The sequence below is a fragment of the Sporocytophaga myxococcoides DSM 11118 genome, assembly GCF_000426725.1.
Lineage (GTDB): Bacteria > Bacteroidota > Bacteroidia > Cytophagales > Cytophagaceae > Sporocytophaga > Sporocytophaga myxococcoides.
Genome location: NZ_AUFX01000004.1, coordinates 392157 through 415701 on the forward strand (window position 1 = coordinate 392157; position 23545 = coordinate 415701).

General features: G+C 37.2%; 18 protein-coding genes. 4 read left to right on the forward strand and 14 right to left on the reverse strand.

Annotation, left to right across the window (positions count from 1 at the left end; all coding sequences use genetic code 11):
* Window positions 1–13: 13 nt before the first annotated feature.
* Both K350_RS0104600 and K350_RS0104605 read right to left on the reverse strand, forming a co-directional pair.
* The gene (locus K350_RS0104600; protein WP_156026929.1) at window positions 14–637 is read right to left on the reverse strand and encodes a hypothetical protein; all 624 of its coding nucleotides are present in this window, start codon (window positions 635–637) and stop codon (window positions 14–16) included.
* A 57-nt stretch (window positions 638–694) separates the two neighbouring features.
* Window positions 695–910: a hypothetical protein gene (locus tag K350_RS0104605; RefSeq protein ID WP_162144132.1), complete on the reverse strand. Its 216-nt coding sequence runs from the start codon at window positions 908–910 to the stop codon at window positions 695–697.
* A 182-nt stretch (window positions 911–1092) separates the two neighbouring features.
* Between K350_RS0104605 and K350_RS27405 the strand changes: the two genes are divergently transcribed.
* Window positions 1093–2010: a mechanosensitive ion channel family protein gene (locus tag K350_RS27405; RefSeq protein ID WP_051312869.1), complete on the forward strand. Its 918-nt coding sequence runs from the start codon at window positions 1093–1095 to the stop codon at window positions 2008–2010.
* 11 nt (window positions 2011–2021) lie between these two features.
* Window positions 2022–2846: a glycerophosphodiester phosphodiesterase family protein gene (locus tag K350_RS27410; RefSeq protein ID WP_037573965.1), complete on the forward strand. Its 825-nt coding sequence runs from the start codon at window positions 2022–2024 to the stop codon at window positions 2844–2846.
* Between the two features lie 57 nt (window positions 2847–2903).
* Here K350_RS27410 and K350_RS0104620 read toward each other — a convergent pair whose 3' ends face one another.
* The 4 genes from K350_RS0104620 to K350_RS0104635 all read right to left on the reverse strand — a co-directional run bounded on the left by K350_RS0104620 (window position 2904) and on the right by K350_RS0104635 (window position 9648).
* Window positions 2904–5282 (reverse strand): T9SS type A sorting domain-containing protein, encoded by a 2379-nt coding sequence (locus K350_RS0104620; protein ID WP_028978899.1) that lies wholly within the window; start codon window positions 5280–5282, stop codon window positions 2904–2906.
* 229 nt (window positions 5283–5511) lie between these two features.
* Entirely contained in the window at window positions 5512–7887 is a 2376-nt protein-coding gene (locus K350_RS0104625) for a T9SS type A sorting domain-containing protein (RefSeq protein ID WP_028978900.1), read from the reverse strand.
* A gap of 236 nt (window positions 7888–8123) precedes the next feature.
* Complete coding sequence (locus K350_RS27415) at window positions 8124–8984, reverse strand: SMP-30/gluconolactonase/LRE family protein (protein ID WP_051312870.1); 861 nt, start codon at window positions 8982–8984, stop codon at window positions 8124–8126.
* Between the two features lie 133 nt (window positions 8985–9117).
* Window positions 9118–9648 (reverse strand): RNA methyltransferase, encoded by a 531-nt coding sequence (locus K350_RS0104635; RefSeq protein WP_028978901.1) that lies wholly within the window; start codon window positions 9646–9648, stop codon window positions 9118–9120.
* A gap of 266 nt (window positions 9649–9914) precedes the next feature.
* Between K350_RS0104635 and mutS the strand changes: the two genes are divergently transcribed.
* Window positions 9915–12542, forward strand: a complete 2628-nt coding sequence (mutS, locus tag K350_RS0104640) for a DNA mismatch repair protein MutS (RefSeq protein WP_028978902.1) — start codon at window positions 9915–9917, stop codon at window positions 12540–12542.
* An 82-nt stretch (window positions 12543–12624) separates the two neighbouring features.
* Here the strand turns inward: mutS and K350_RS0104645 are convergent, their stop codons facing one another.
* The 7 genes from K350_RS0104645 to K350_RS0104675 form a co-directional block, all read right to left on the reverse strand.
* Window positions 12625–13608 carry a radical SAM protein gene (locus tag K350_RS0104645; protein ID WP_028978903.1) on the reverse strand — a complete coding sequence of 328 codons (984 nt, stop codon included), beginning with the start codon at window positions 13606–13608 and terminating at the stop codon, window positions 12625–12627.
* A gap of 55 nt (window positions 13609–13663) precedes the next feature.
* Complete coding sequence (locus tag K350_RS0104650) at window positions 13664–15136, reverse strand: PhoX family protein (protein ID WP_028978904.1); 1473 nt, start codon at window positions 15134–15136, stop codon at window positions 13664–13666.
* A 217-nt stretch (window positions 15137–15353) separates the two neighbouring features.
* Window positions 15354–16283, reverse strand: a complete 930-nt coding sequence (locus K350_RS0104655) for a DUF6929 family protein (protein ID WP_028978905.1) — start codon at window positions 16281–16283, stop codon at window positions 15354–15356.
* 7 nt (window positions 16284–16290) lie between these two features.
* Window positions 16291–18039 (reverse strand): protein-disulfide reductase DsbD family protein, encoded by a 1749-nt coding sequence (locus K350_RS27420; RefSeq protein WP_051312871.1) that lies wholly within the window; start codon window positions 18037–18039, stop codon window positions 16291–16293.
* Window positions 18027–18689, reverse strand: a complete 663-nt coding sequence (locus K350_RS0104665) for a protein-disulfide reductase DsbD domain-containing protein (RefSeq protein ID WP_081670893.1) — start codon at window positions 18687–18689, stop codon at window positions 18027–18029. Before K350_RS0104665 ends, K350_RS27420 begins: the two co-directional genes overlap by 13 nt.
* A gap of 33 nt (window positions 18690–18722) precedes the next feature.
* Complete coding sequence (locus tag K350_RS0104670) at window positions 18723–20090, reverse strand: dipeptidase (protein ID WP_028978907.1); 1368 nt, start codon at window positions 20088–20090, stop codon at window positions 18723–18725.
* A gap of 294 nt (window positions 20091–20384) precedes the next feature.
* Window positions 20385–21281, reverse strand: coding sequence for a 1-aminocyclopropane-1-carboxylate deaminase/D-cysteine desulfhydrase (locus K350_RS0104675; RefSeq protein ID WP_028978908.1), 897 nt, complete (start codon window positions 21279–21281; stop codon window positions 20385–20387).
* Between the two features lie 74 nt (window positions 21282–21355).
* Between K350_RS0104675 and K350_RS0104680 the strand changes: the two genes are divergently transcribed.
* Window positions 21356–22399 carry an RluA family pseudouridine synthase gene (locus K350_RS0104680; RefSeq protein ID WP_028978909.1) on the forward strand — a complete coding sequence of 348 codons (1044 nt, stop codon included), beginning with the start codon at window positions 21356–21358 and terminating at the stop codon, window positions 22397–22399.
* Window positions 22400–22480: 81 nt separating this feature from the next.
* Here K350_RS0104680 and K350_RS0104685 read toward each other — a convergent pair whose 3' ends face one another.
* Window positions 22481–23536, reverse strand: coding sequence for a T9SS type A sorting domain-containing protein (locus tag K350_RS0104685; protein ID WP_028978910.1), 1056 nt, complete (start codon window positions 23534–23536; stop codon window positions 22481–22483).
* Window positions 23537–23545: the final 9 nt, after the last annotated feature.

The following is a 23545-nucleotide window of genomic DNA, read 5'->3' on the forward strand; positions in this document are numbered from 1 at the left end:
TTTGGAGGAGCTTTTAATATATTCCCCCTTCATCTGTAGACACATTAGTCTCTATATGAACATCTTCGGGGTTAATTTCCTCATCTGGGTTTCCAAATTTATAATCTCCCTCAGTGGTGGTTTCCATGTCTGGACAATAACATTGTGCCTCTTCAAAATTATAAGGTTCTCCGAAAGACTTACCATCTGATCTTTCTAACTGACCACAAGTTTCGGCATTAACTGTATTTTCACCGAATTCCTGATCTCCTATTTGTGAAATATCCTCATTGGATTTATCCTCATAATTCTCAGGCCTATTGTACGCTTCCGCCTCTTCTTTTTCATTAGCCTCACATTGAGGAGTACCTTCTAGTTCAAGAGGTTCTATCTGATAAGATTCCTCAGAAATTTCTTCTTCCTGATCCGGAGATTCAATCACGTTTTCCTCCATTGAATAGATATCTCCCTCAGGGGTAACGCCTTGTTGAAATGTTTCATCATAGGCCGGATCATAGTCAGAATAACAACTAATTGAATTTTCATCCACCTGATAACAGACGAAGGAATCCTCATCCTGTTCTTTATCCTGAGGTGTCTGAGCAAAGGAATTAAATCCCAAACTCAATGCAATAATCAATCCCAACAGATATTTCATCAGCATCACATTTAGTTATCTCAATCCTAACCAGCCAGGAATTTTATAAGTTCCTGGTTAGGATTCCAGCTCCGCTCGTTCCTTATCGTACATCAACTGGTCTTCTTTAGCAAGTTCTTTTATCTTACTTGTTTCGCCCAAATAAGGAAAATATCTAGCGCTATAACCAAATACACCAAGGAAAGCCGCAATTCCCGCCCCTTTCCAGACGCTTTTGCTGGAACCATATTTAGATATCAACGATTTATTACTGGATTTGCCTTTATTTTCCATAAAACTTAAATTTATCCCTACTTTAAAACAATATGCCAAGGTTATGAATTCCCTATGTGTAAGGGATGACATTAAATACTTAATTGAATTATTTTCAGGGAAACAATGTTTCCTCTGTTGCTTGTAAAGCATTACTTTTAATCCCTTAATACCGTTAAATTAAAATTATTTAAAGCAAAGAAATGAAAGACATAAAAGTGGAAATAAGTCTGTTTACACAAGCTTATGAAATGATTTTTAAGAAACTACTTGCTTGGTTTCACACCTTTGCACTGATGATTCCTAACTTTATCTCTGCAATACTGATATTCATGACCTTTAGCCTCCTGGCCAGGTTTGCAAAAAAGATGTCCCATAAAATTCTTTTAAAGACGAGTATTTCAGAAGACATCATTTTAATTCTTACAAGAATACTGTCGATAGTCATTATTCTTGTAGGAGTTTTTTTCTGTCTGGGGATTCTTCATCTTGAAAAAACAGTTACTTCACTTCTTGCCGGTGCCGGTATCATTGGTCTTGCACTCAGCTTTGCCTTTCAGGATCTTGCTACTAACCTTATTTCAGGCTTTATGCTTGCTGTTAAAAAACCATTTAAGGTAGGAGACCATGTGGAAACAAATAGCTTTGCCGGAATAGTGACAGAGATTGATATACGTGCGATACATATAAAAACATTTGAAGGACAGCAAGTCATCATACCTTCTAAAGAGGTGTTTCAGAAGCCTATTAAAAATTTTACGACATTCGGTGAAAGAAGGATTGAATTTGTTGTTGGAGTCTCTTATACCGATGACCTGGAAAAGGTTGCAAACCTTGCCAGAATTGCTCTTGAAAGTGTTCCTGGCAGAGATACAAGCAAAAATGTTGAAGTTTACTTTGACAATTTTGGTGAGACTTCTGTTAATCTTATACTTCGTCTTTGGGTAAACCTGACACTTACAAAGAATGTATCATTGGTAAAGCATAATGCTATTATAAATATTCAAAAGCTCTTCAGAGCAAATTCAATAGTAATTCCTTTTCCTGCGAGGCTTCAGGAAGATGCTTCATCTGAACCTCAACATCCTTCAATATTAAAACTTGAAGATTCCAACTTATAACACATTTTTAAATGAAACATAAATTTGATTTTGAAGGCCACAGAGGCTGCAGAGGACTTATGCCGGAGAATTCTATTCCTGGATTTTTAAAAGCGATAGAACTTGGTGTAACTACGTTGGAAATGGATGTTGTGATCAGCAAGGATAAGAAAGTTGTTGTGTCACATGATCCTTTTTTCTCCCACGAGTTTTGCCTTAAGCCTGATGGATCTGAAATCAAAGAAGAGGAAGAAAGAAATTATAAGCTATTCGAAATGACTTATGAGGAAATTAAAGCTTTTGACTGCGGAACAAAAGTGCATCCAAGATTTCCTAAACAGAAAAAAATGTCTGTTTACAAGCCGCTTCTGGAGGATGTTATTGATGTGGCAGAAGCTCATGCTTCAACATTGAATCTTCCCCAATTATTTTATAACATTGAGATCAAATCTACGATAGAAGGCGATAATATTTTTCATCCCCAATATGATAAGTTTACGGATCTTCTGATAGAAGTGCTTCAGAAGAAAGATATCCTGAACAGAACAATTGTGCAGTGCTTTGATTTACGACCTCTTCAATATCTTCACAAAACAAGACCTGATATAACCTTATCTTTTCTTGTTGAAAATACATTAAGCTTTCAAGAAAATCTTTCAATGCTTGGCTTTATTCCTGCTATTTATAGCCCTGAGTATATACTCGTTGATGCGGGATTGATGAAGTTTGCAAAGGATAATAATATGCGGGTTATTCCATGGACTGTTAATGAAGTTGCTGAGATGAAGAAGCTGATTGAGATTGGAGTGGATGGGTTGATTTCGGATTATGTGGATAGGTATGAAGGCATAAAATAAAAATCAAAGGGCTTCAATTGGAGCCCTTTGATTTTCGAATCATCTGATCAACTAGGATTAGTATTTAATCAACTTCTCCGTATACTCTTCAGCACCTTGCTTTACCTTTAAATAATAAAAACCTTTGGATAAAGCTGTCAGATCAAGCTGCAACAAACTTCCACTTTGATTCAATACAGTTCTTCCAAGGCCATCTGTAACCGATACTTCAGACGAGGCTTCTGAGGTGAAGTTATAAATTCCCTCTGAAGGGTTTGGATATACCTTATAAGTTTTATTTTGCTTATGATCAACACCCGCAACAACAAAGGCAATACCAGATGATTCAAATTTTCTTCCATCTATATCTTCTAATTCAACACTGTAATTTCCTGTTTGCACCGGAGTAAAAGTTCTCTGATCGGCTCCATCAATAACATGTCCGCTTCTTTTCCATTTGTACGATCTTGCTTCTGACGCTTTTAGTAAAGAACCTTGCTGTTCAACATAGGTGCCAAGCATAAAGTCTTTCAGATAAATCGTACCATTAAACAATTGAGTACTGAATACAGTACCTGCACCAGGGTTGGCTTGAAATATAATACTTTTCACTTTAGACCAGTCAAACTCAACTGGACATAGACAAGACCAATCAATAGCAACACCTCCTGTGAGATCAATATCGACTACCTTTTCAGTATTTGCCGGAATTAAAGCCTGTGCGTAAATGGTTTTCCACAGCTCCCAATCACCTTCAGGTTTCAATACATTAACTGTAACTCCGTTTATATCTGTAAGCTGTACCCAAAAATCGAGGTCCTGATCTGCAGTGTTTTCAACCACCAAATGAACATTTGCATTATTAGTAAGATCTAATGTTGAATCTGTACTCACATTTGCCCATTGAAGGCCAAAAGATTCCCAATTAGGAGCCCCATTAGCAACATCCACCTTAAGTTTCCCATCACCATTTCTTGTTAAATTATAAACAGGAGAAGCCCACCAGGCCATTGGTAAACCAGAAGCAACATTTGTATATGGTTCCACCGTTGCAAAATCATCGCTGACAAAAGTTTTATTCACTCCATTAAGCATAGATATAGCTTTAAAAATAGAGTTTGAAAAGTTTGGACATCCAGACTTTGAAATATTGACTTTGTATTCTCCAGAGCGTGTAATTGTATATGTCTTTGAATTTGCTCCACTGATAGGTTCGCTATATCTGTACCACTGATAATTAGCTCCACCTGTTGAAGTTAACTCATAGCCATTGATTTCAATTACAGGAGCATGGTTAACAGGACTAACTGATACCTTAAGCCTGTCAGATTCTGCTGTTCCACACGCATTCGTCATTTCTACATAAACATAACCAGATGCCGCTCCAAATTTCACATCGATACTATTGCCATTATTGGCAACTATTGAAGCCCCACCCGGAACATGCCAGAAATAAGAGGTAACTGAACTATTCGCATTAACTGAATAAGTTTTTTCCGATCTCCCACATGCACTATCTGAACCGGATACAATAAGCCCTGACAATGATTTGGTAAGAGCAACATTAATTTTTCTTGTTGCCCCAAAACATCCATTGTACGATGGAAGTACAGAAATACTGCCTCCATTGTTACCAAAATCAACTATAATTTCATTAGTACCCTGACCTGATACAATCTCAGCCCCTGCAGGCACTGACCAAAGATAGTTTGTGGCTCCCTCCACTAAAGGAACAGAATATACAACACCTTTCGCTGATTCGCATACGCTGGTAGTACCATTAATATTACCAGTCAATGGCATGCAAGGTTCCACCCCTAGCATAAAGTTTCTGAAGTATACATCTCCAGTGAACATTGGGACTGAAGTAATAAACTCAGCTCCTCCATTAAAATCAAAGATTGCTCCTATCACTTTATCCCAACGAAAATCATGACTAACCGTTGGACAAGTAGCTGGGCTAGTGCAGTTCCAATTTTCGACAGCATATATCTCACTTAAATCAATTTCAACTTGTTTAACAGAATTGGGATCAATTGTCACTGCAACTTTTCTCTTGAGATTCGCCCATGTACCATCTCCAGTATCCTTTTCAATACATGCAATTTTATTATTCATGTCGGTAAGGGCTATATTGATAGTGAGTGGTGTTCCACCTGTATTTTCAACATTGAATTTTAAAAGAGCATTTCCTCTTAAGTCAAGCGTGTCACTAAAAGTAATGCCAAAAGATTGGAACTGAGGAGCAGCATTTGTCGCATGGATCGTTAATTTGCCATCTCCATTCCTCTCAAATGCATAAACGTTTGGATCAGTGTTAAACCAGTATGAACCCTGATAAAAAGTGGGGGTATTAAAATCATCGTAAAAACTGTAAGGACTTAGTCCCGGTGATTGCGCATTTGCGAATATTACTTGCAGCAACAAGCTGACCGCAAAAAAAAATGTTTTTTTCATTTTAACATAAGTTTAGGTTTATAATAAAAAAGTTTGTAGGAATTATCTACATATAGTAGACTTCAAACAGAAAAATCGTTCCCGGAAAAATCTTTATAAATAACACATTATATACCATTAAGTAGATGTTATGTCTTAGCGAGGCATTGAACATTAACCTAAAACAAAAAAAATGCATCAGCCATTAACCAAGGCTGATGCAATGTTATAAATTGACTTAAAAAATAATCTAATACTTAATCAACTTCTCTGTAAATTCTTCATTACCCTGCTTTACCTTTAGATAATAAAATCCTTTGGATAAAGATGTCAGATCAAGCTGCAGTAAGCTTCCACGTTGAGTCAGAACAATTCTTCCAAGGCCATCTGTTACTGTAACATCTGAGGTTGCTTCAGAAGTAAAATTATAAACTCCGTCAGAAGGATTTGGATATACTTTATAAACCTTATCTTGCTTCTCATCAACACCGGTAATAACAAAAGAGATATTTGAAGATTCAAATTTTGTTCCATCAATATCTTCCAACTCTACACTGTAATTTCCGCTTTGCACAGGAGTATAGATTCTTTGATTTGCGCCTCCGATAGCTTGACCACTTCTTTTCCATTTGTATGACCTCGCTTCTGTTGCCTTAAGTGAAGAACCTTCTTGCTCAATATAAGTACCGAGCATAAAGTCTTTCAGATATAGAGTACCATTAAACAATTCAGTATTGAAAACACTACCCGCACCAGGGTTGGTCTGGAATATAACACTCTTTACTTTAGACCAGTCAAATGCAACAGGACAAAGACAGCTCCAATCAATAGCAATACCACCTGTAAGATCTATGTCGACAGCCTTTTCTGTATTTGCCGGAATTAAAGCCTGTGCATATATCGTTTTCCACAGTTCCCATTCTCCTTCAGGCTTCAATACATTAACAGTAATACCATTTATATCTGTAAGTTGAACCCAAAAATCGAAATCCTGATCTGTTGTATTTTCAACAACCAAATGAACATTAGCATTATTGGTAAGGTCTAATGTAGAATCAGTACTTTCGCTTGCCCATTGCAGTCCAAAAGAACTCCAATAAGGATCCCCATCTGTAACATCAACCTTTAATTTGCCATCACCATTTCTTGTCAACTGATATACAGAAGATCCCCACCAGGCCATAGGGAAACCGGAAGCAACATTTGTATAAGGTTCAACTGTCGCAAAGTCATCACGAACAAATGTTCTATTTACACCATTTAACATGGAAATTGCTGCAAACACAGAATTAGAGAAGTTTGCGCACCCAGATTCTGAAGTATTAACTTTATACTCTCCTGAATAGGTAATCGTATAGGTTTGATCGTTTGCGCCTTCAATTGGTTCACTATATCTGTACCACTGATAGTAAGAGGCTTCTGAAGACGACAGTTCATATCCGTCTTTTGCAACAACTGGAGCCTCTCCAACAGGAGTAACACTTACAGTTATTTTAGAAGATACATCTGTGCCGCAAACACTAGTTAAATCTGCATAAACATCTCCGGAGGAATTACCAAATTTCACGGTAACCGTACTTCCAGTTACATTGGACAAAATAGCGCCATCAGGAAGATGCCAGGTATAAGTGACTCCAGGAGACGGCAAAACATAATATTTAGCCTCTGAGTTACCACATGCACTGGTTGGTCCATTTAATAAAGTAGGATTTTCAAACGGTTTATATACAGTAACAGCCAATTCTCTTCTTGATCCCATACATTCTTCATTTGATGGAACCACAGAAATCTTTCCACTTTTTGATCCAAAAAGAACTGTAATTGCATTGGTACCCTCTCCTGTCAATATCTCTGCACCTTCTGGCAATGACCATAAATAGTTTGTAGCATCCTCAACTAGCGGCACAGAATATTCAACACCAGTTGAATTTTTGCATACAGTGGATAATCCTAAAATTGCCTTCGTCACTGCCATACAAGGTTCCACCCCGAGCTTAAAATCTCTGAAATAAACATCTCCTGAAAATAAAGGAAGAGGAGTTATACCAGCTGCACCTCCATTAAATTGGAAGATAACTCCAACCACCTTATCCCATCTGAAATCATTTTTAACTTTCGGGCAAGTTGCCGGACTGCTGCATTCCCAAGATTCAACAGGATAAATACCGCTAAGATCAATCTGAACCTGTTTGGAAGAATTCGGATTGATGGTATCTGCTACTTTTCTTTTAAGATTTGTCCATGTCCCATCGCCCGTGTCTTTTTCTATATAGGCTATATTGTTATTCATATCTACCAAGCTGAAATTAATCGTCAGTTTGGTAGCACTAGTATTTTCAACATTAAAATCTAAAAAAGCATTTGAACTCAAGTCCAATGTATCTCCTAAATAAAGACCAAAAGAATCATAATTGGGATCGGCTCCGGAGGAATGTATCACTAATTTTCCATCCCCATTTCTCTCGAGAGAATATAATGTACTATTACCATACCAAGTAGCACCGTTGTAAGGTGTTGAGGAGCTAAAATCATCATAAAAATTATAAGGATGAAGTCCGGGGGATTGTCCATTTGCTGCTATTGCCATAAGCAATAAGTTGAATGCAAAAAGTAATGTTTTTTTCATCTTGCCTTAGTTTAGGTTTATTACTTAAAAATCATTAAGAATAATTTATATTACTATTCCCTTAAACTATAGACTCCTGATTAAAGATTCGTTCCCGACTAGATTATAAAAAATGATACTTGTTTGGGGAAACAAAGTCATCACTCCCCTTTAAGCATTTGAAAAATAAGCAATTTAAAAGAGGAATATAAAATCAGGGCACAAAACAAAGGTCTGTTTTGTGCCCTGCAAATATTTTAATTGCCAACAAAAGTGTAGGCCACCAATTTATTCCCAAAAAAGGTTGGTACCAAAACCAATTTCTGCTGCGGAATATACCAGATGTCAGCCGAATTAATTTTTTGCTCTTTAGTATCAAGTAATTTGCTGACAGTTTTACCTTTAATATAATTGACCTCACCGTTCCAGTTTGAAATCAAGTAAACGCCGTTAGTAATTTCAACTATGCCATCGCCTGAAGGAACGTTTTCTGCAATAACTTCAGCATTCTTCTTATCATAAGAAACATTATAAAACTTACCACCCTTCATATCTATCACTCTTAAGCCATCTTTAAGGGCTAGCAAACCATTGGGCTTCTCAAATGAATTATTCTCCAGCCATAAGCTTGAATTACCATCTTTCAGTAAATAAATCTTTTTATTTGAAGAATCAGATATATAAACATTGCCAGATGCATCTGTAGTAATATCGTTCAGAAAAACTGCCCCTTCGATCTTATATGAATTTTCAATCTTACCAGATTGGATATCTATAACAACAACTTTATCTATATCTGTTACATATAATTTATTTCCAACGATACCCATACCCTTTGGGGCATCTAATCCTTTGACCCACTCAAATTCTGTGATTTTCCCGTCTGTACCAAGCTTCGTTATAAAGCCATTGCCATCATGAGCTGATCCGTCGCCATTGATATTCGCAACATACAATACATTTCTTTTTTCATCATAGATCACCGATTCGGGAGTTTTCAGAATGGCTTCTGTTTCCCATTTCTTTTCAAGAGTTGGCTCTCCGGATTTGGAATTTAATATAAATGATGCTGAAACAAACAGCACAAAAGGAAGGAATAATAGTCTAAGATTGAGCATATTGGTTTATGTTAAAACTTTTATGGCAATCTAAAATATATTTTATGACAAAGTATTAACTCATCTCAATCATCTTCATATATATTTTTTTCATACAGATAAAAAAATATTAAAAAAGTTAAATTCACAGCGTTTATAAAACCACCTTTGTAGCATAATCCCATAAAACAATCCCCATCGTAACTGAGACATTAAAGCTATGCTTGGTCCCAAACTGAGGAATTTCAAGGCAAATATCTGTCAAAGCAATTACATCTTCTTCTACTCCAAATACTTCGTTGCCAAATACAAAGGCATACTTTTTATTTTTATCAGGAGTAAAATCCTGAAGCATCTGACTGCCCTGTGCCTGTTCGATAGAGGCAATTACATATCCTTCTTCTTTCAGCCTTGTTACTGCATCAGAGGTTTTTGAATAATATTCCCATGCAACGGAATCTTCTGCTCCCAAAGCACTTTTATGAATCTCTCTGTGAGGAGGTCTGGCTGTAACACCACACAAATAGACCTTTTCAACTTTAAAAGCATCACCGGTTCTGAACGCAGCACCCACGTTGTGCATACTTCTGATATTGTCAAGCACCAGAACAACAGGATGTTTATCAGCACTTTTATATTCTTCAACGCTCAGGCGGTTCAACTCATCAAGTTTAAGTTTTTTCATATAGTTACTTTTAAGGCAACAAAAATAAACCGGGATTGAGCATTAAAAAAATTTACAGGCAATCAAATGATTAGGATTAAACGCATGTGATTGATTTTAGTGATTAACAGGAATTTCAGTGGCCATTTATTGATGAGGGATAAAAAGTTATTCACAATCAATGGATAAAAAAGGAGGTAAACAGCAAAAACCGTAAATTTAAGATTGGAACAGAAAGGCTTTTAACGCTTAATCCGTTCTCCAGCATCGTTTTAAAATAATTTATTATGAGTGAGACCAAATCGTTTTCAGAGACGCCTCTGATGAAGCAGTATAACGCTATAAAGGCAAAACACCCGGGAGCTTTATTACTTTTCAGGGTGGGTGACTTTTATGAAACATTTGGAGAGGATGCAATTAAGGCTAGTAAAATCCTCGAAATTACGCTGACTAAAAGAGGTAATGGAACGGCTTCTGAAGTTGCACTTGCCGGGTTTCCCCATCACTCCCTTGATACTTACCTTCCAAGATTAGTAAGAGCAGGACAACGTGTAGCGATCTGCGATCAGCTTGAAGACCCTAAAACAGTTAAAGGTATTGTGAAAAGAGGCGTAACAGAACTGGTAACACCGGGCGTGTCTTTCAACGACCACCTACTTGAAGTTAAAAGGAACAACTACCTGGCTTCTGTTCAGTTTGGAAAGGATTTTACAGGCATATCATTCCTAGATATTTCCACAGGAGAATTTCTTACAGCTCAAGGAGATACTTCTTATATAGAAAAACTTCTTATCAACTTTAATCCTTCGGAAATAATCTATTCCAAAGCTAAAAAACAATTATTCGAACAACATTTCGGAGACAAGTATAATACCTATTGTCTTGATGAGTGGGTTTATTCTTATGACTACGGCTATGACCTTCTGACAAAACACTTTGGCACTGCATCATTAAAGGGATTTGGTGTGGAGAATCTTCCCGAAGGTATAGTTGCTGCAGGAGCTGTATTTTATTATCTCGCAGAGACAGAACATAAAGAAGTAAAGCACATTGTTAACCTCTCCAGAATAGAAGAGGAAAAATACATGTGGCTTGATCGCTTTACAGCAAGGAACCTTGAACTTGTCTACCCTCAAAATACAGAAGCAATACCTTTAATTCAAATCCTTGATAAAACACTTACTCCTATGGGAGGAAGGATGCTTAAGAAGTGGATGCTTCTTCCTCTGAAAGAAAAGAAACCGATTGAAGAAAGATTAAATGTAGTTGATGCTATAGTCAAAGATGAAGATCTTTTAAAAGGCCTTACGCAGGAGCTAAGACATATCGGAGATCTAGAGAGACTTATTTCAAAAGTAGCTGTTCGCAGGGTTAATCCAAGAGAAATGCTGCAACTTAAAAGAGCACTGGAGCATATCAAACCGGTAAAAGCAATTCTTGAACAAAGCAGTATTGAGGCGCTGAAGAAGCTTGCAGAACAGTTGAACAACTGCGAATTACTTACTGAAAAAATAAACAAAGAGATTAAGAATGATCCTCCGGTTGTTACCAACCAGGGAAACATCATTCAGGATGGCATTAATCAAGAGCTTGATGAATTAAGAAAAATTGCCTTCAGTGGAAAAGATTACCTCATCCAGATTCAACAAAGAGAAGTTGAGCGCACAGGCATTAGTTCACTTAAGATCGCATACAACAAAGTATTTGGATATTACCTTGAAGTTACAAACGCTCATAAAGACAAGGTTCCAACTGACTGGATCAGAAAGCAGACGCTTGTGAATGCAGAGAGATATATCACAGAAGAACTTAAAAACTACGAAGAAAAAATCCTTAATGCAGAAGATAAGATTTTTCAGATTGAACAGCGCTTATTCAATGAAATGGTAATCTTTGCAGAAGATTATGTATTGCCAGTTCAGCAGAATGCAAGGGCTATTGCTGTGATTGACTGCCTTTCTTCATTCGCACAGACTGCTGTTTCAAACAATTATGTAAAGCCAACAATAAACGAAAGCAAGGGACTTGTAATCAAAGAAGGCCGCCATCCGGTAATTGAACAACAGTTGCCTCCCGGCGAATCATATGTTCCTAATGACATATTCCTTGATGATTCAAGTTGTCAGATCATCATCATTACAGGACCAAACATGGCCGGTAAGTCCGCATTGTTAAGACAGACTGCCTTAATTGTCCTGCTGGCACAGATAGGAAGTTTTGTTCCTGCATCTGCAGCAGACATAGGACTGGTTGATAAAATATTTACCCGTGTTGGTGCTTCCGATAACTTATCAAAAGGGGAATCTACATTTATGGTGGAGATGACGGAAACTGCAAGCATCCTCAACAATCTTAGCGAAAGAAGCCTTGTACTGATGGATGAAATCGGAAGAGGAACAAGCACCTATGACGGGATATCTATAGCCTGGTCTATTGTGGAATATCTTCACAGCCATCCTAAATATAAAGCCAAAACTTTATTTGCAACACACTATCACGAGCTTAACCAGCTTGCCAATGATTTTCCTAGAATTAAAAACTTCAATGTTTCTGTGAAAGAAGTGGGCAACAAAGTAGTGTTTATGCGAAAACTGAAAGAAGGAGGAAGCGAACATAGCTTTGGTATACACGTGGCCCAAATGGCTGGTATGCCAAACCCGGTAGTGTTAAGAGCAAATGAAATTATGCACCATCTGGAGAAAGAAAAGGTAAGTAACAATAGTGATGACAAAATTAAAGAAATACCTAAAAACAACTTTCAACTGCAACTATTCGAGCCTTCAGATCCAGGTTATGAGAAGGCAAGAGAACTACTTAAAAAATTAGATATTAATACTATTTCTCCAGTAGAGGCATTGTTAAAACTAAACGAGATCAAGTTGATGCTGACAGAGAAAGAGTCAAGTTTAAAGTAATTTAAAAATCCAACCAAAATTTTACAATCTTTCGAAACTTACGTAGAGACGCCATGCACGGCGTCTCTACGTAAGTTTCAGCTTAACGCTTTAAAAGTTTCTTCCAGGTTCCTTTAATAATATTATACTTCAATGTACTGGGTAACGCCATCCAGAAATATTTTGTTATATCAACTGCAAAAGAAGGTTGCATATAACAATTGATTGCACAACCTTCACACTGTTCATACCTTCCTTCCAACTTTACAAGTTTTTGTACTTTCTCTGATGTATAAAGGTCATATAGATTATCACCAATATCAAGAGCCTCCATTCCGAGATGATAGCATGGTAGCAAAAGTTTATTCTCAGGTGAAATCACAATGGTAGTGCTTGCAGCTTTGCAAACCGGATTATCAATATGATTTCCACCATGTCTTCTCAAAGCGATGAATGCCTGATTGAGATAAATTAATTTTTCTGATGCTATCTTTTCCAGTCGAGCTAAGGCAATATCCGAAAGGCCGCCATTAGTATTAACACCGTTATATTCAAATACAGGATTAAGGATAAGCAGAAGATCATTCGGCAAGGCGAACCTTTTATAAACCTCCTCTATCTGATCAATGTTCTTCTCAAATACTGTAAACAAGATATCAGGCCGCTCTCCGATTTCCTTTGCTATTTTTATTGATTCTACAAAGAAGTCATAACATGCCACACCTCTTGATTTATCATGTTCTGCTTTATGCACAGAGTCAAGTGAGAAATGTAGCATATCAACCTTGCCCTTTAATTTCTCTGCATATTTAGGATATAGTAGTGTATTAGTGGTAACAGTTGTAATAAATCCCATGTCTTTTGCAAGAGACAATAGTTGGTCAAGCTGTTGGTGCAATAATGGCTCACCTCCTGTGAAATCAATTACTTTTACTCCAAGTTTTTTAAGATCCCTGAAGTTAGCTTTTGCTTGCTCAAGAGTAACATATGGAGAAGGTTTTTCCCAAATATCACAAAAGGAGCAACTTGCATTGCATCTATAAGTGACATAATAATTACATAAGACAGGATGTGAAATGAGCCTCACTTAAACAAAACTTTTGTATAAATTCAGAAATAAAGGTCAAAAACACAAAAAAAGGTTATCTTTTATTCTTTCCTTTCTTCTTCACTATCGGTCCTACTGCAATGGTTACAGACCTGTTGAATGGCTCAGGATTATCAGTGTCAGGATGTTGGACATTCAGAAAATAGGTCGAGTAGTCTGAGGTAAAATAACCTCCGGTAGTTTCCGCACCTACAGGAGCTATCAAAAACCTCTTCAGATCATCTACTACAGGATTTTTAATGCTTAGATCAAGCCACCAGATTTCATTTACAACTTTGTCTCTTTTAAGAAATTCTTCGGGCACTCTGCCCCTTGTGTTTTTAATGATATCTTCATTTATAACCAGATATGTCTTACCTTTTAACTTAGCATAGGTAATCCCATCAGGATTAGAAAAGTGTTTGTCAGCATTTTTAAGCCCATTGCCTCCGGAGATCAAAGGTTTAATTGAGTTAGAGGAAGGATTGAATTCAAGAACAGCTCCAAACGGATAATCGTATTCCCCTTTTTCATTTTTAGTAGCTTGTATATGATTCGCCCATGTGGAGTTTATCATAGCCGATTTATCCAAATTGATTTCATCCTGGCCTGTTTCTGATATGTATATCTTGCCATCAACAAGCGTAAGCCATTCCATGCGTACAAAACTTGTTGCACCCCGCTGTAAGGCAATATTTCTTGATTCAATCAATGATTTCATATCTGAAGGAAGATGTATCCAGGTACCTCCGTTTCCATTAGCATTTTGCTGATATGCAAACAGCTTTCCTTTTGATAGGTCACCTGCCTTTTCAGCGATAAATTTATAAAACACTGAGGGTGTAAAATCATCTGTAAGATAAACCGTAACACTGTCCGGCATAAGTAAAATGCCTTCATGGGAGCATCTTCCCATTGCATACAATTTTCTTAAAGCAGATTTTGAAACAGGATCAATCTCTACCACCCAGCCCATATTCTGATATCTTTTCATCCCATTAAAATCACTTGTATCTCTGCAACCACTCCCATCATTGTACAGCTCTGCATTTGAAGCTGGCGGAAATTCTTCAGCGCTTAGGATAGTTCCCCAAGGAGTTAAAGCACCGCTGCAATTTTTAAAAGTACCACCAACCTTTGAAAAATCAACAGCATTAAAAGCACCTTTATTAATCCATCTTCCATCAATTTTATTTATTTCAAAAACGGTTGCCCCCCCTCCATCTCCCAATGCTGCGCTTGTGTCATTAGATTCGTGAGATACAAACAGAAAACCATCAATGCCATTTTTTCCCTTTGGAATAAAACAACTATAATCATGTTCTCCTTTTGAAGTTGTCTTAGCTCCTTTAACATTTACTACAATCTCTCCTTGCCTAAATAGTTGGTCATAGCGGACGCCCTTTGGCAGAATAATTCCGGAGCCATCATATTCTTTCGTAAGCTGAAAACGTTGCGCTAAAGCAGGAAAAGAAATTATGATAAAAAGCAAAAGGTTAATGCCTACTGATTTGTATGTTTTTAACATGTTAATGCTACACTTGGACTCATGAAAAGACAAATTATAAGGCAAATATTAACCTGGCGTTAACACCATGTTATTTATAACAATAAAAAATTGCCAATCTGTATAACAAGGCTTTCAGAGAAATGTTTGGGGAGTTTAAAAAAGAAAGTAAAAATTTAGCAGAACAACCCATTGAGGGTTATCACAAACAATCCTATCAAAGGAAAAAATAGATTTCTTAAAAATTCACAGAAAGCATCAACAGCTCAGAATCACCAGCATCATTATCTGTTACAGCAATGGCTATTGTCTCTTTGGAAGATTCCTCTTCAAATATTGAAATGGATTCGATCTTACCTTTATACATTTGTCCATTATCGTCGATCGGACCCATTTGAAACTCAGCCGGAAGAAGATTATTCATACCTCCTCTCAGATAGTCGAATTCTCCAAGCTCAAAAATACCTACATGACTTCCAGCCACAATACCATCAAGGTAAGCATTATCTGTATCTTCGGCACTTGCAGTGAAATAAAGCCTTTTCCCGAATACAGATGCTCCAGAAAAACCTGATGGTACTCCACCAATTTGTGGTAAATGATAGGTCTTAACAAAAGGGAAAGGCACTAATTGTGACCCTTCACACAAATAAGGAATAAACTCCTCCAGTTTGATCACCATCACCGAATTACTTCCTTTTCTGTTGGCCCTGTTAAACAAATACAAATGCTGATCATCCGACGCAGCAGCTTCCAGGTTTAGAGACTCGCCCCCAGTAATTTCATAATTACTTTGAAGTAGCTTATAAAATTCCGTGAGATCAAACTGTTGTACAAAGTGGTTTTTGTTATACCTGGTAGGCAGCTTAACTAGAAAGACTTTATTTCTTTTATCTGTAGAGCCTGAACCGAAGATGAGTAAATGCTTATAGCTGTTAATGGTAACAACAGTCATACACTCAAGATCCGGCTTTTCACTTTTGGGGATTTTATATTCAGCATCAGACTTAAACAATTCAATCTTTTCAAGAAGCTCAAGATTGTATTTCAGCTTGAACAGATACTTGCTATCATCTCCAATGATATAAATCATTCCATCTACCACCTCGACACCGGAAGCAGAAGGAATGTTTTCAAGAACAGCTTTTTTAATAACCTTAGTTTGCATGATCAAATTACTCTTTTGGGTGATCTGCCCTGAAGTTGGAGATAGCTTCATGAAGAAAATCAAGGAAATTAGTAACACTTGGATCATAGGCCGTAGGCTCAGCCAACAATTCCTCAGTAAACGGATCAATAAGTACATAGTAAGGCTGAGCATTGTTTTTGAATCTCATTATCTGCAATTCTGCATTTTTCTGACCTAAAGTTGTTTTCTTCTTGTCATCCAACTTAGAAACAAAGACATCTGAAGAGTCAAGTTTCGTTCTATCATCCACATACAAAGAAGCAATAATAAAGTCATTACTTAACAACTTCAAAACTTCTGCATCCGACCAGACATTTGCCTCCATCTCTCTACAACTGACACAACCATGGCCTGTAAAATCAATCATGAGCGGTAGATTTTTCTTCTTAGCACATTCTCTCGCCTGCTCATATGTATAATAGCCATTCAGACCATGTGGAAGCTTCTTATTTGAACTTGCATACTTGGGTTCATCACAAATGTAAGCTTCATGTGAATTGGTGTATTCCCGAACGATTCCAGGCAAATCAAAGTCATGAGTAGACATAGGAGGTAGATAACCTGATAATGCTTTTAATGGTGCACCAAATAATCCCGGCACTAAATACATTGCGAAAGAAAAAGCTATTATTGCCAATAAAAGTCTTGGGACACTTATCTTATGCAAAGCGCTGTCATGTGGAAGTTGATACTTACCTAAAAGGTATAATCCTAGTAAAACAGATAACACGATCCAAATAGCAATATAGACCTCTCTGTCTAAAATGCCCCAATGGTAAACTTGATCCGCAATGCTTAGGAATTTAAGGGCGAGTGCCAGTTCTATAAAACCTAGAATTACCTTTATAACATTCAACCATCCGCCTGATTTCGGAAGCTTGCTTAACCATGATGGAAATAAGGCAAACAATGAAAATGGCACAGCAAATGCAGTTGAATAGGCTAACATTCCTAAGGCTGGCCTTAGCACCTGCCCTTCTGACCAGGCCATTACTAATATATTTCCAACAATAGGGGCCGTACAAGAGAAGGAAACTAAAACGAGGGTTACCGCCATAAAGAAAACCCCATAATATCCTCCTTTATCTGCTTGCTCATCCGCCTTATTAACGATTGATGCTGGTAAAGTAATTTCAAACATTCCAAGAAAAGAAAGGGCGAAAACCACAAATACTGCCGAAAAAATAACATTAGGCAACCAATGGGTACTCAGCAAATTTGCAAGCGCAGGACCAAATAACAAGCCTATGATAAAATACAATAGGATAATGGACAATCCATAAATGATCGCCTTTTTAACCCCTTCAGATCTTTTTTGATGCCCTCCTGTAAAGAAGGTCACAGTCATAGGGATCATCGGAAAAACACATGGTGTGAACAATGCAATAAACCCAGCGCCAAATGAAATTATTATGTAAGCAAGCAATGATACCTGCCCCGGACCACTATTTCGTTTTTTAAACTTTCTCTCAAGCTTTTCAAGCGCCGTTGGTGCAGGTGATTTTTCAACTGTTCTTGTATATAGACTAGAATCCTTTTTGGCCGATCCGTCAAGTTGCGACTTCAGCTCCTGAATAATCAGATTATTCAAACTATCTCTCTCGATGAGCTTTTCAATATGCTCACTTGCTTTCTTTAATTCTTCTTTTGAAGGAGTACCTTGTGAAAAGGAAACTATAGGAAGAATAAACAGAAGAGAAAAAAATAATGACTTTATAAACTTTAATTTCCCCATTTTCTCGCAAATGTTTTCAATACTTCAATGGATTCGTCTTTACCATCAGGGGTACGTGTAATCAATTTTGATTTTTGTAATTCAAGCTCTGCTACTGATGAATTCCTATCCAGTGCACCTGTTGGTTTATTCGGTGTTTTAGGATTAGTCGGAGCAGGGGTCTCTTTTACTTGGCCCGCTGTAACTTTTATTCCATCAAAAGTAAACTCTCCGCTCACAGGCACGCACTTTCCGCTTACATCCGTGCAGGCCTGTGCATTCAATGATACTTTGATCACAGGATTATCTTTAAGGATTTTTACTTTTTGTTTGAATACTCCTGTGCCTTTAAAATATCTGTATTCTCCACCCCAAAGGGAATCATATTTCTTTTTGGAATCTACTGATATAAGTTTTCCAACTACTTCAAATGATGGATCTTTTTCGATTTCAATTTCCGTTACATTCGGACCAAGATTCGGATCAAAGTCACTTGAATACAAATACCATCCTGATTTGATCTGAGCTGTAAATATCAGTTCTACTATTTCACCCGCCTTTACTTCCTTTTTTGAAATAGTAGTACTCCATGTAACTGGCTTTTCTATCTGGGCCATCAGACTCGCAGAAATACCCAGCATTAAAAAGAAAATTAAAATCCTGATCTTCATAAAATAATTGGTGCAGTAATTAAATCTCTATTCTTATTTTCCTTTGTTGAGCGCACTAAAGTGCTTATAAAATAAAGTGATCGTTTCTATTCCTTTGAAGTAATGATCTACTTTATAACTTTCATTCGGCGAATGAATAGCATCTTCATCCAGTCCAAATCCCATCAATACTGTTTTCAGACCCAATACCTTTTCAAACAAACTTACAATTGGTATACTGCCTCCATCTCTTGTCGGCAAAGGCTTTTTACCCCATACCTCTTCTATTGCCAGACTTGCTGCTTCATAACCAGGAAAGTTCGTCGGTATCAAAGCCGGCTCTCCTCCATGATGCGGATGTACTTCCACCTTCACTGATTTAGGAGCTATAGCTTTGAAATGCTGGCTAAACTGCTTTGTAACTTTCTCAAAATTCTGTCCAGGCACCAATCGCATGGAAATTTTTGCAAAAGCCTTCGAAGGAAGAACGGTTTTAGCTCCTTCGCCAGTATAACCTCCCCAAATTCCGTTTACATCCAGGGTTGGTCTAATACCAGTTCTTTCAATTGTGGTATACCCCTTTTCTCCTTCAATATCTTCAATGTCAAGTTCTTTTTTGTAATCATTCAGATCGAATGGGATTTTATTCAATTCCTCTCGCTCTTTTGCAGATAGCTCTTTTACATCATCATAAAATCCCGGAATGGTGATATGATTGTTCTCATCTTTCAAAGAAGTAATCATTTTACACAAAGTATTGATCGGGTTTGCCACTGCTCCACCATAAATGCCTGAATGAAGGTCTCTTTTAGGACCGGTAACCTCAACTTCAAGATAACACAATCCTCTCAAGCCAACAGTTATAGAAGGACAATCTTCGGAAATAATCGATGTATCGGAAATTAAAACCACATCAGCTTTTAACTTTTCCTTATTCTCTTTTACGAAAGTATCCAGATTGTCTGAACCTATTTCTTCTTCACCCTCTATAAGGAACTTAATATTGCAGTTTAATTCGCTGTTTTTCAGGATGGTTTCAAGTGCCTTGATGTGCATGTACATCTGCCCCTTATCATCACAAGAACCTCGCGCATAAATCCTGCCATCTTTTATCACGGGCTCAAATGGGGGGCTATTCCAAAGATTCAGAGGATCGGGAGGCTGTACATCGTAATGACCATACACCAAAACTGTAGGAGCTTTAGGATCAATAAGTTTTTCTCCATAAACAATAGGATGCCCCTTCGTTGCACAAATTTCTGCTTTAGCTGCCCCGGCTGCTAATAACTTGTCTTTAATGAAATCTGCGGCCTTGAGCACATCCTGCTTGTATTTGCTATCAGCACTTACAGAGGGAATTCGCAACAGATCAAACAGCTCTGAAAGAAATCTGTCTTTGTTTTTTTCAATGTATGTATTCATAAAATGACACAGGCTCAAAGCCTTTGCTCAAAAAGAGTTTTGCCCAAAGATTGTTTTATACTGCAATTATAAAAATTAAACTGGGATTAAGCATTAAAAAAGTGTCAGTCTTAATCAATTCACTCGATGATATAACTAAGTTATTGATTATAATGATTAACAGATTTTTAATGACTTAAAATTAATTTTAAATTTAATAATCTGCCTTTTCTCGATCGATGATTTAATACAACTTTAAGCTCAGAAATTTCCAAGCCATTTAATATTTTCCCCCTAAGTATAGAATTACTCCTGTTATGAAAAAGTAACCCCTTTTTCCTCAAAACCTTTAAGGCCCTGAAGGCCGCCAGTGTGAATGGCTATAATTTCAGAATTCTCTGGAAAAAAATCTTTGCTTATCAGATCAAGGATTCCCCAAACCATTTTGCCTGTATAAATCGGTTCCAGTGGAACATTAAATTGCCTTTTAAATTCTTTAATGAAAGATGCCAGTTCAGCAGTACATTTGGCATAACCGCCAAAATGATATTGATCTATAATTTCCCAGTTTGTAAAAATTTCATCACCAAGGAGATTTTCAATATCATTTTTCAAAAATCTTCCCCCTTTTAGCGCAGAAAAGCCCAATATCTTCGGCCTTCCATTCATTCCTTTGATAATTCCTGCCAATGTCCCTCCTGTTCCTACTGGGCTGCATAAAAAATCAGGGGAGCATTTCAGATTTTCAATCATTTCGGCACATCCTTTTACTGCATACTCATTGCTTCCTCCTTCCGGAATTATGAAAGGACTTCCAAATTTTTCCGCCAACTCGCTTAAAAATGTTGGTTCTGTTTTTTTTCGGTATTGCTCCCTGGAAACCTGATAAATCTTCATTCCACATTCTGTAGCAAATTTTAAGGTTGGGCTTAATTCCCGACACTCATCTCCTCTGATTACCCCAACTGTTTCAAAACCAAACTCTTTACCTGCTGCCGCAAATGCATAGATATGATTGGAATGTGCTCCTCCAAAAGTCAGTAAAGATTTATTGCTCAATTCTTTAGCCCTTTCAAGGTTGTATTTCAGTTTCCAATATTTATTACCCGAAATGCATGGGTGATTTAAATCTTCCCTCCAAATAGAAAATCTGACATTTTTTTCCTGACAAAGTGGGTGATTTATTTCCTGAAGAAATGGCTTTGGATTCACTGTTAACCTAACTTTTAAACTGGTTTATTGCTAAATTGCGGCAATTTTAAGAATAAAAAAAGCGGCGAGGTTTTATGACTGAGGAAATTGAGAATGACCATGACGAACTTTCAGAAGATGCCGATCTGTATGAGCATTTTAGGATTGAAATAGATAAAAAACAAGCTCCGATCAGAATTGACAAATTTCTGATGGATCGTCTGCCCAATGTTACCAGAAACAAAATCCAGAATGGCATAGAGTCGGAAGCGATTAAAATCAATGACAAGGCTACAAAATGCAGTTACAAAATAAAGCCTCTGGATGTTGTTACGGTTTCTCTCCCTCATCCTCCCAGAGAGGACGTTGTAATACCTGAAAATATTCCGCTGAACATTGTCTTCGAAGATGATCAATTGCTGATCGTCAATAAGCCTCCGGGAATGGTAGTGCACCCGGCATATAACAACTGGACAGGAACGCTTGTAAATGCTTTGGCATATCATTTCCAGAATCTTCCAACATCCAGAAATGGAGAGATCAGACCGGGATTAGTTCACAGGATTGATAAAGACACTAGCGGTCTGCTTGTAATCGCCAAGACTGAATTTGCCATGTCCTATCTGGCCAAACAGTTTTTCGACCACACTATAGAGCGAACTTATATTGCCATGGTTTGGGGTGAACCAAAAGAAAATGCCGGAACAATCAGGAGCAATATGGGAAGAAGTCTGAAAGACCGTAAAGTTATGGCTGTATATCCGGAGGGCAGTGAAACAGGCAAGCATGCCATTACTCACTATAAGGTATTGAAAAATATCAGATATGTATCCTTAATTCAATGCAACCTTGAAACGGGAAGGACACACCAGATAAGGGTGCATATGAAGCATTTAGGGCACCCCATATTCAATGATGTGACTTATGGAGGTGATAAAATCTTAAGAGGGACAAGCTTTTCAAAGTATAAGCAGTTTGTTGAAAACTGCTTTAGCATTATTCCGCGACAGGCGCTTCATGCAAAAACATTAGGCTTTATTCATCCGACTACCAAAGAGTTTATGCAATTTGATTCAGAACTTCCTCAGGATTTTAAAGATGCGATTGAGAAGTGGGAGAATTATGTGGAATATGAATAAAGTTAAAAGTTGTAAGTAATAAGTTTTAAGAATAAATCAACTTGAGCACTTATTACTTACAATCTTATTAATTATAACTTATTATTCAATTACAAGCTTAGAAATCTGCCTTCTCTCACCTGCAATTATTTCAACATAATACATTCCTTTCTGCAGATTTGAAACATCTCCAAAGATCTGCTGATCTCCGGCTGTTTGTCTTCCTTCATACAGTGTCTTAACCAATTTGCCATCTATTGAATTTACATTCACTTTTAACTGAGTCGCTTCTTTCAGGCCATAAGTTAAATTTATCTGACTGTTTGAAGGATTTGGGAAAAGAGTTATTTGTTTAGACAATTCAAGCGATGCAATTCCTGTCGCAGGCTCTACTGCATTCTGAATAAATAAAACCTGAGATTGAGTTCCAAATCCAGGTATATTTGTTTCGGAAAAGATTATTGTCAGTACGGGAAATTTTGCAGTTTGAGTATACCAGGTAAACGAAGTAATGTTCGTTGTTGCAGTAACAGGAGTAGGCAATGGAAATATCGTTACTACATCTGTTATAGTTGCTACATTTTTGATCCTTAAAGCTTTTTCATAAGTGACTCCGTTATTTAGAACCAGAGAAGCTTCTTCATCTGCAATGGAGGTAACAGTTGCAGTTCTTGTTGAGCTACCGGAAAATCCCGAAAACGAAAGGGTCGCCGTACCGCTAAAATTATCTGTAAAAGTGCTGTTAAGGGAAAACGGATAAGTAAGATATTTATAACCATCTGTATTTACAGCATTTCCAATATCCGTATTTTTGTATCCCCAGTTAATCAAATCATTTGTAGTAGCTTCATAATACTGATATTCATCTTTTGTTGCTTTAACTGCTTTTAGTGCAAGATTCGCGTTAGGGTAAGTAGCAACATCACCTGAAGGAACAGCTACTACTTCATTAGTATAAGAGCTGTTTTCAGTCAAACCTGAAAAATCTCTGGAAGTAGCTGGAGTGTTTATTTCACCAACAGTGAGAGCGGACCCATCATACTCACGACTTGTAAATTTGTCACCGATCTCATAATTATTTGCTGAAGTAAGTGTAATCTGAGCATTTGCCAGATGTACAGTGAATACGATAAAACAAGCAGATAAAATTTTTTTCATACTAATTAA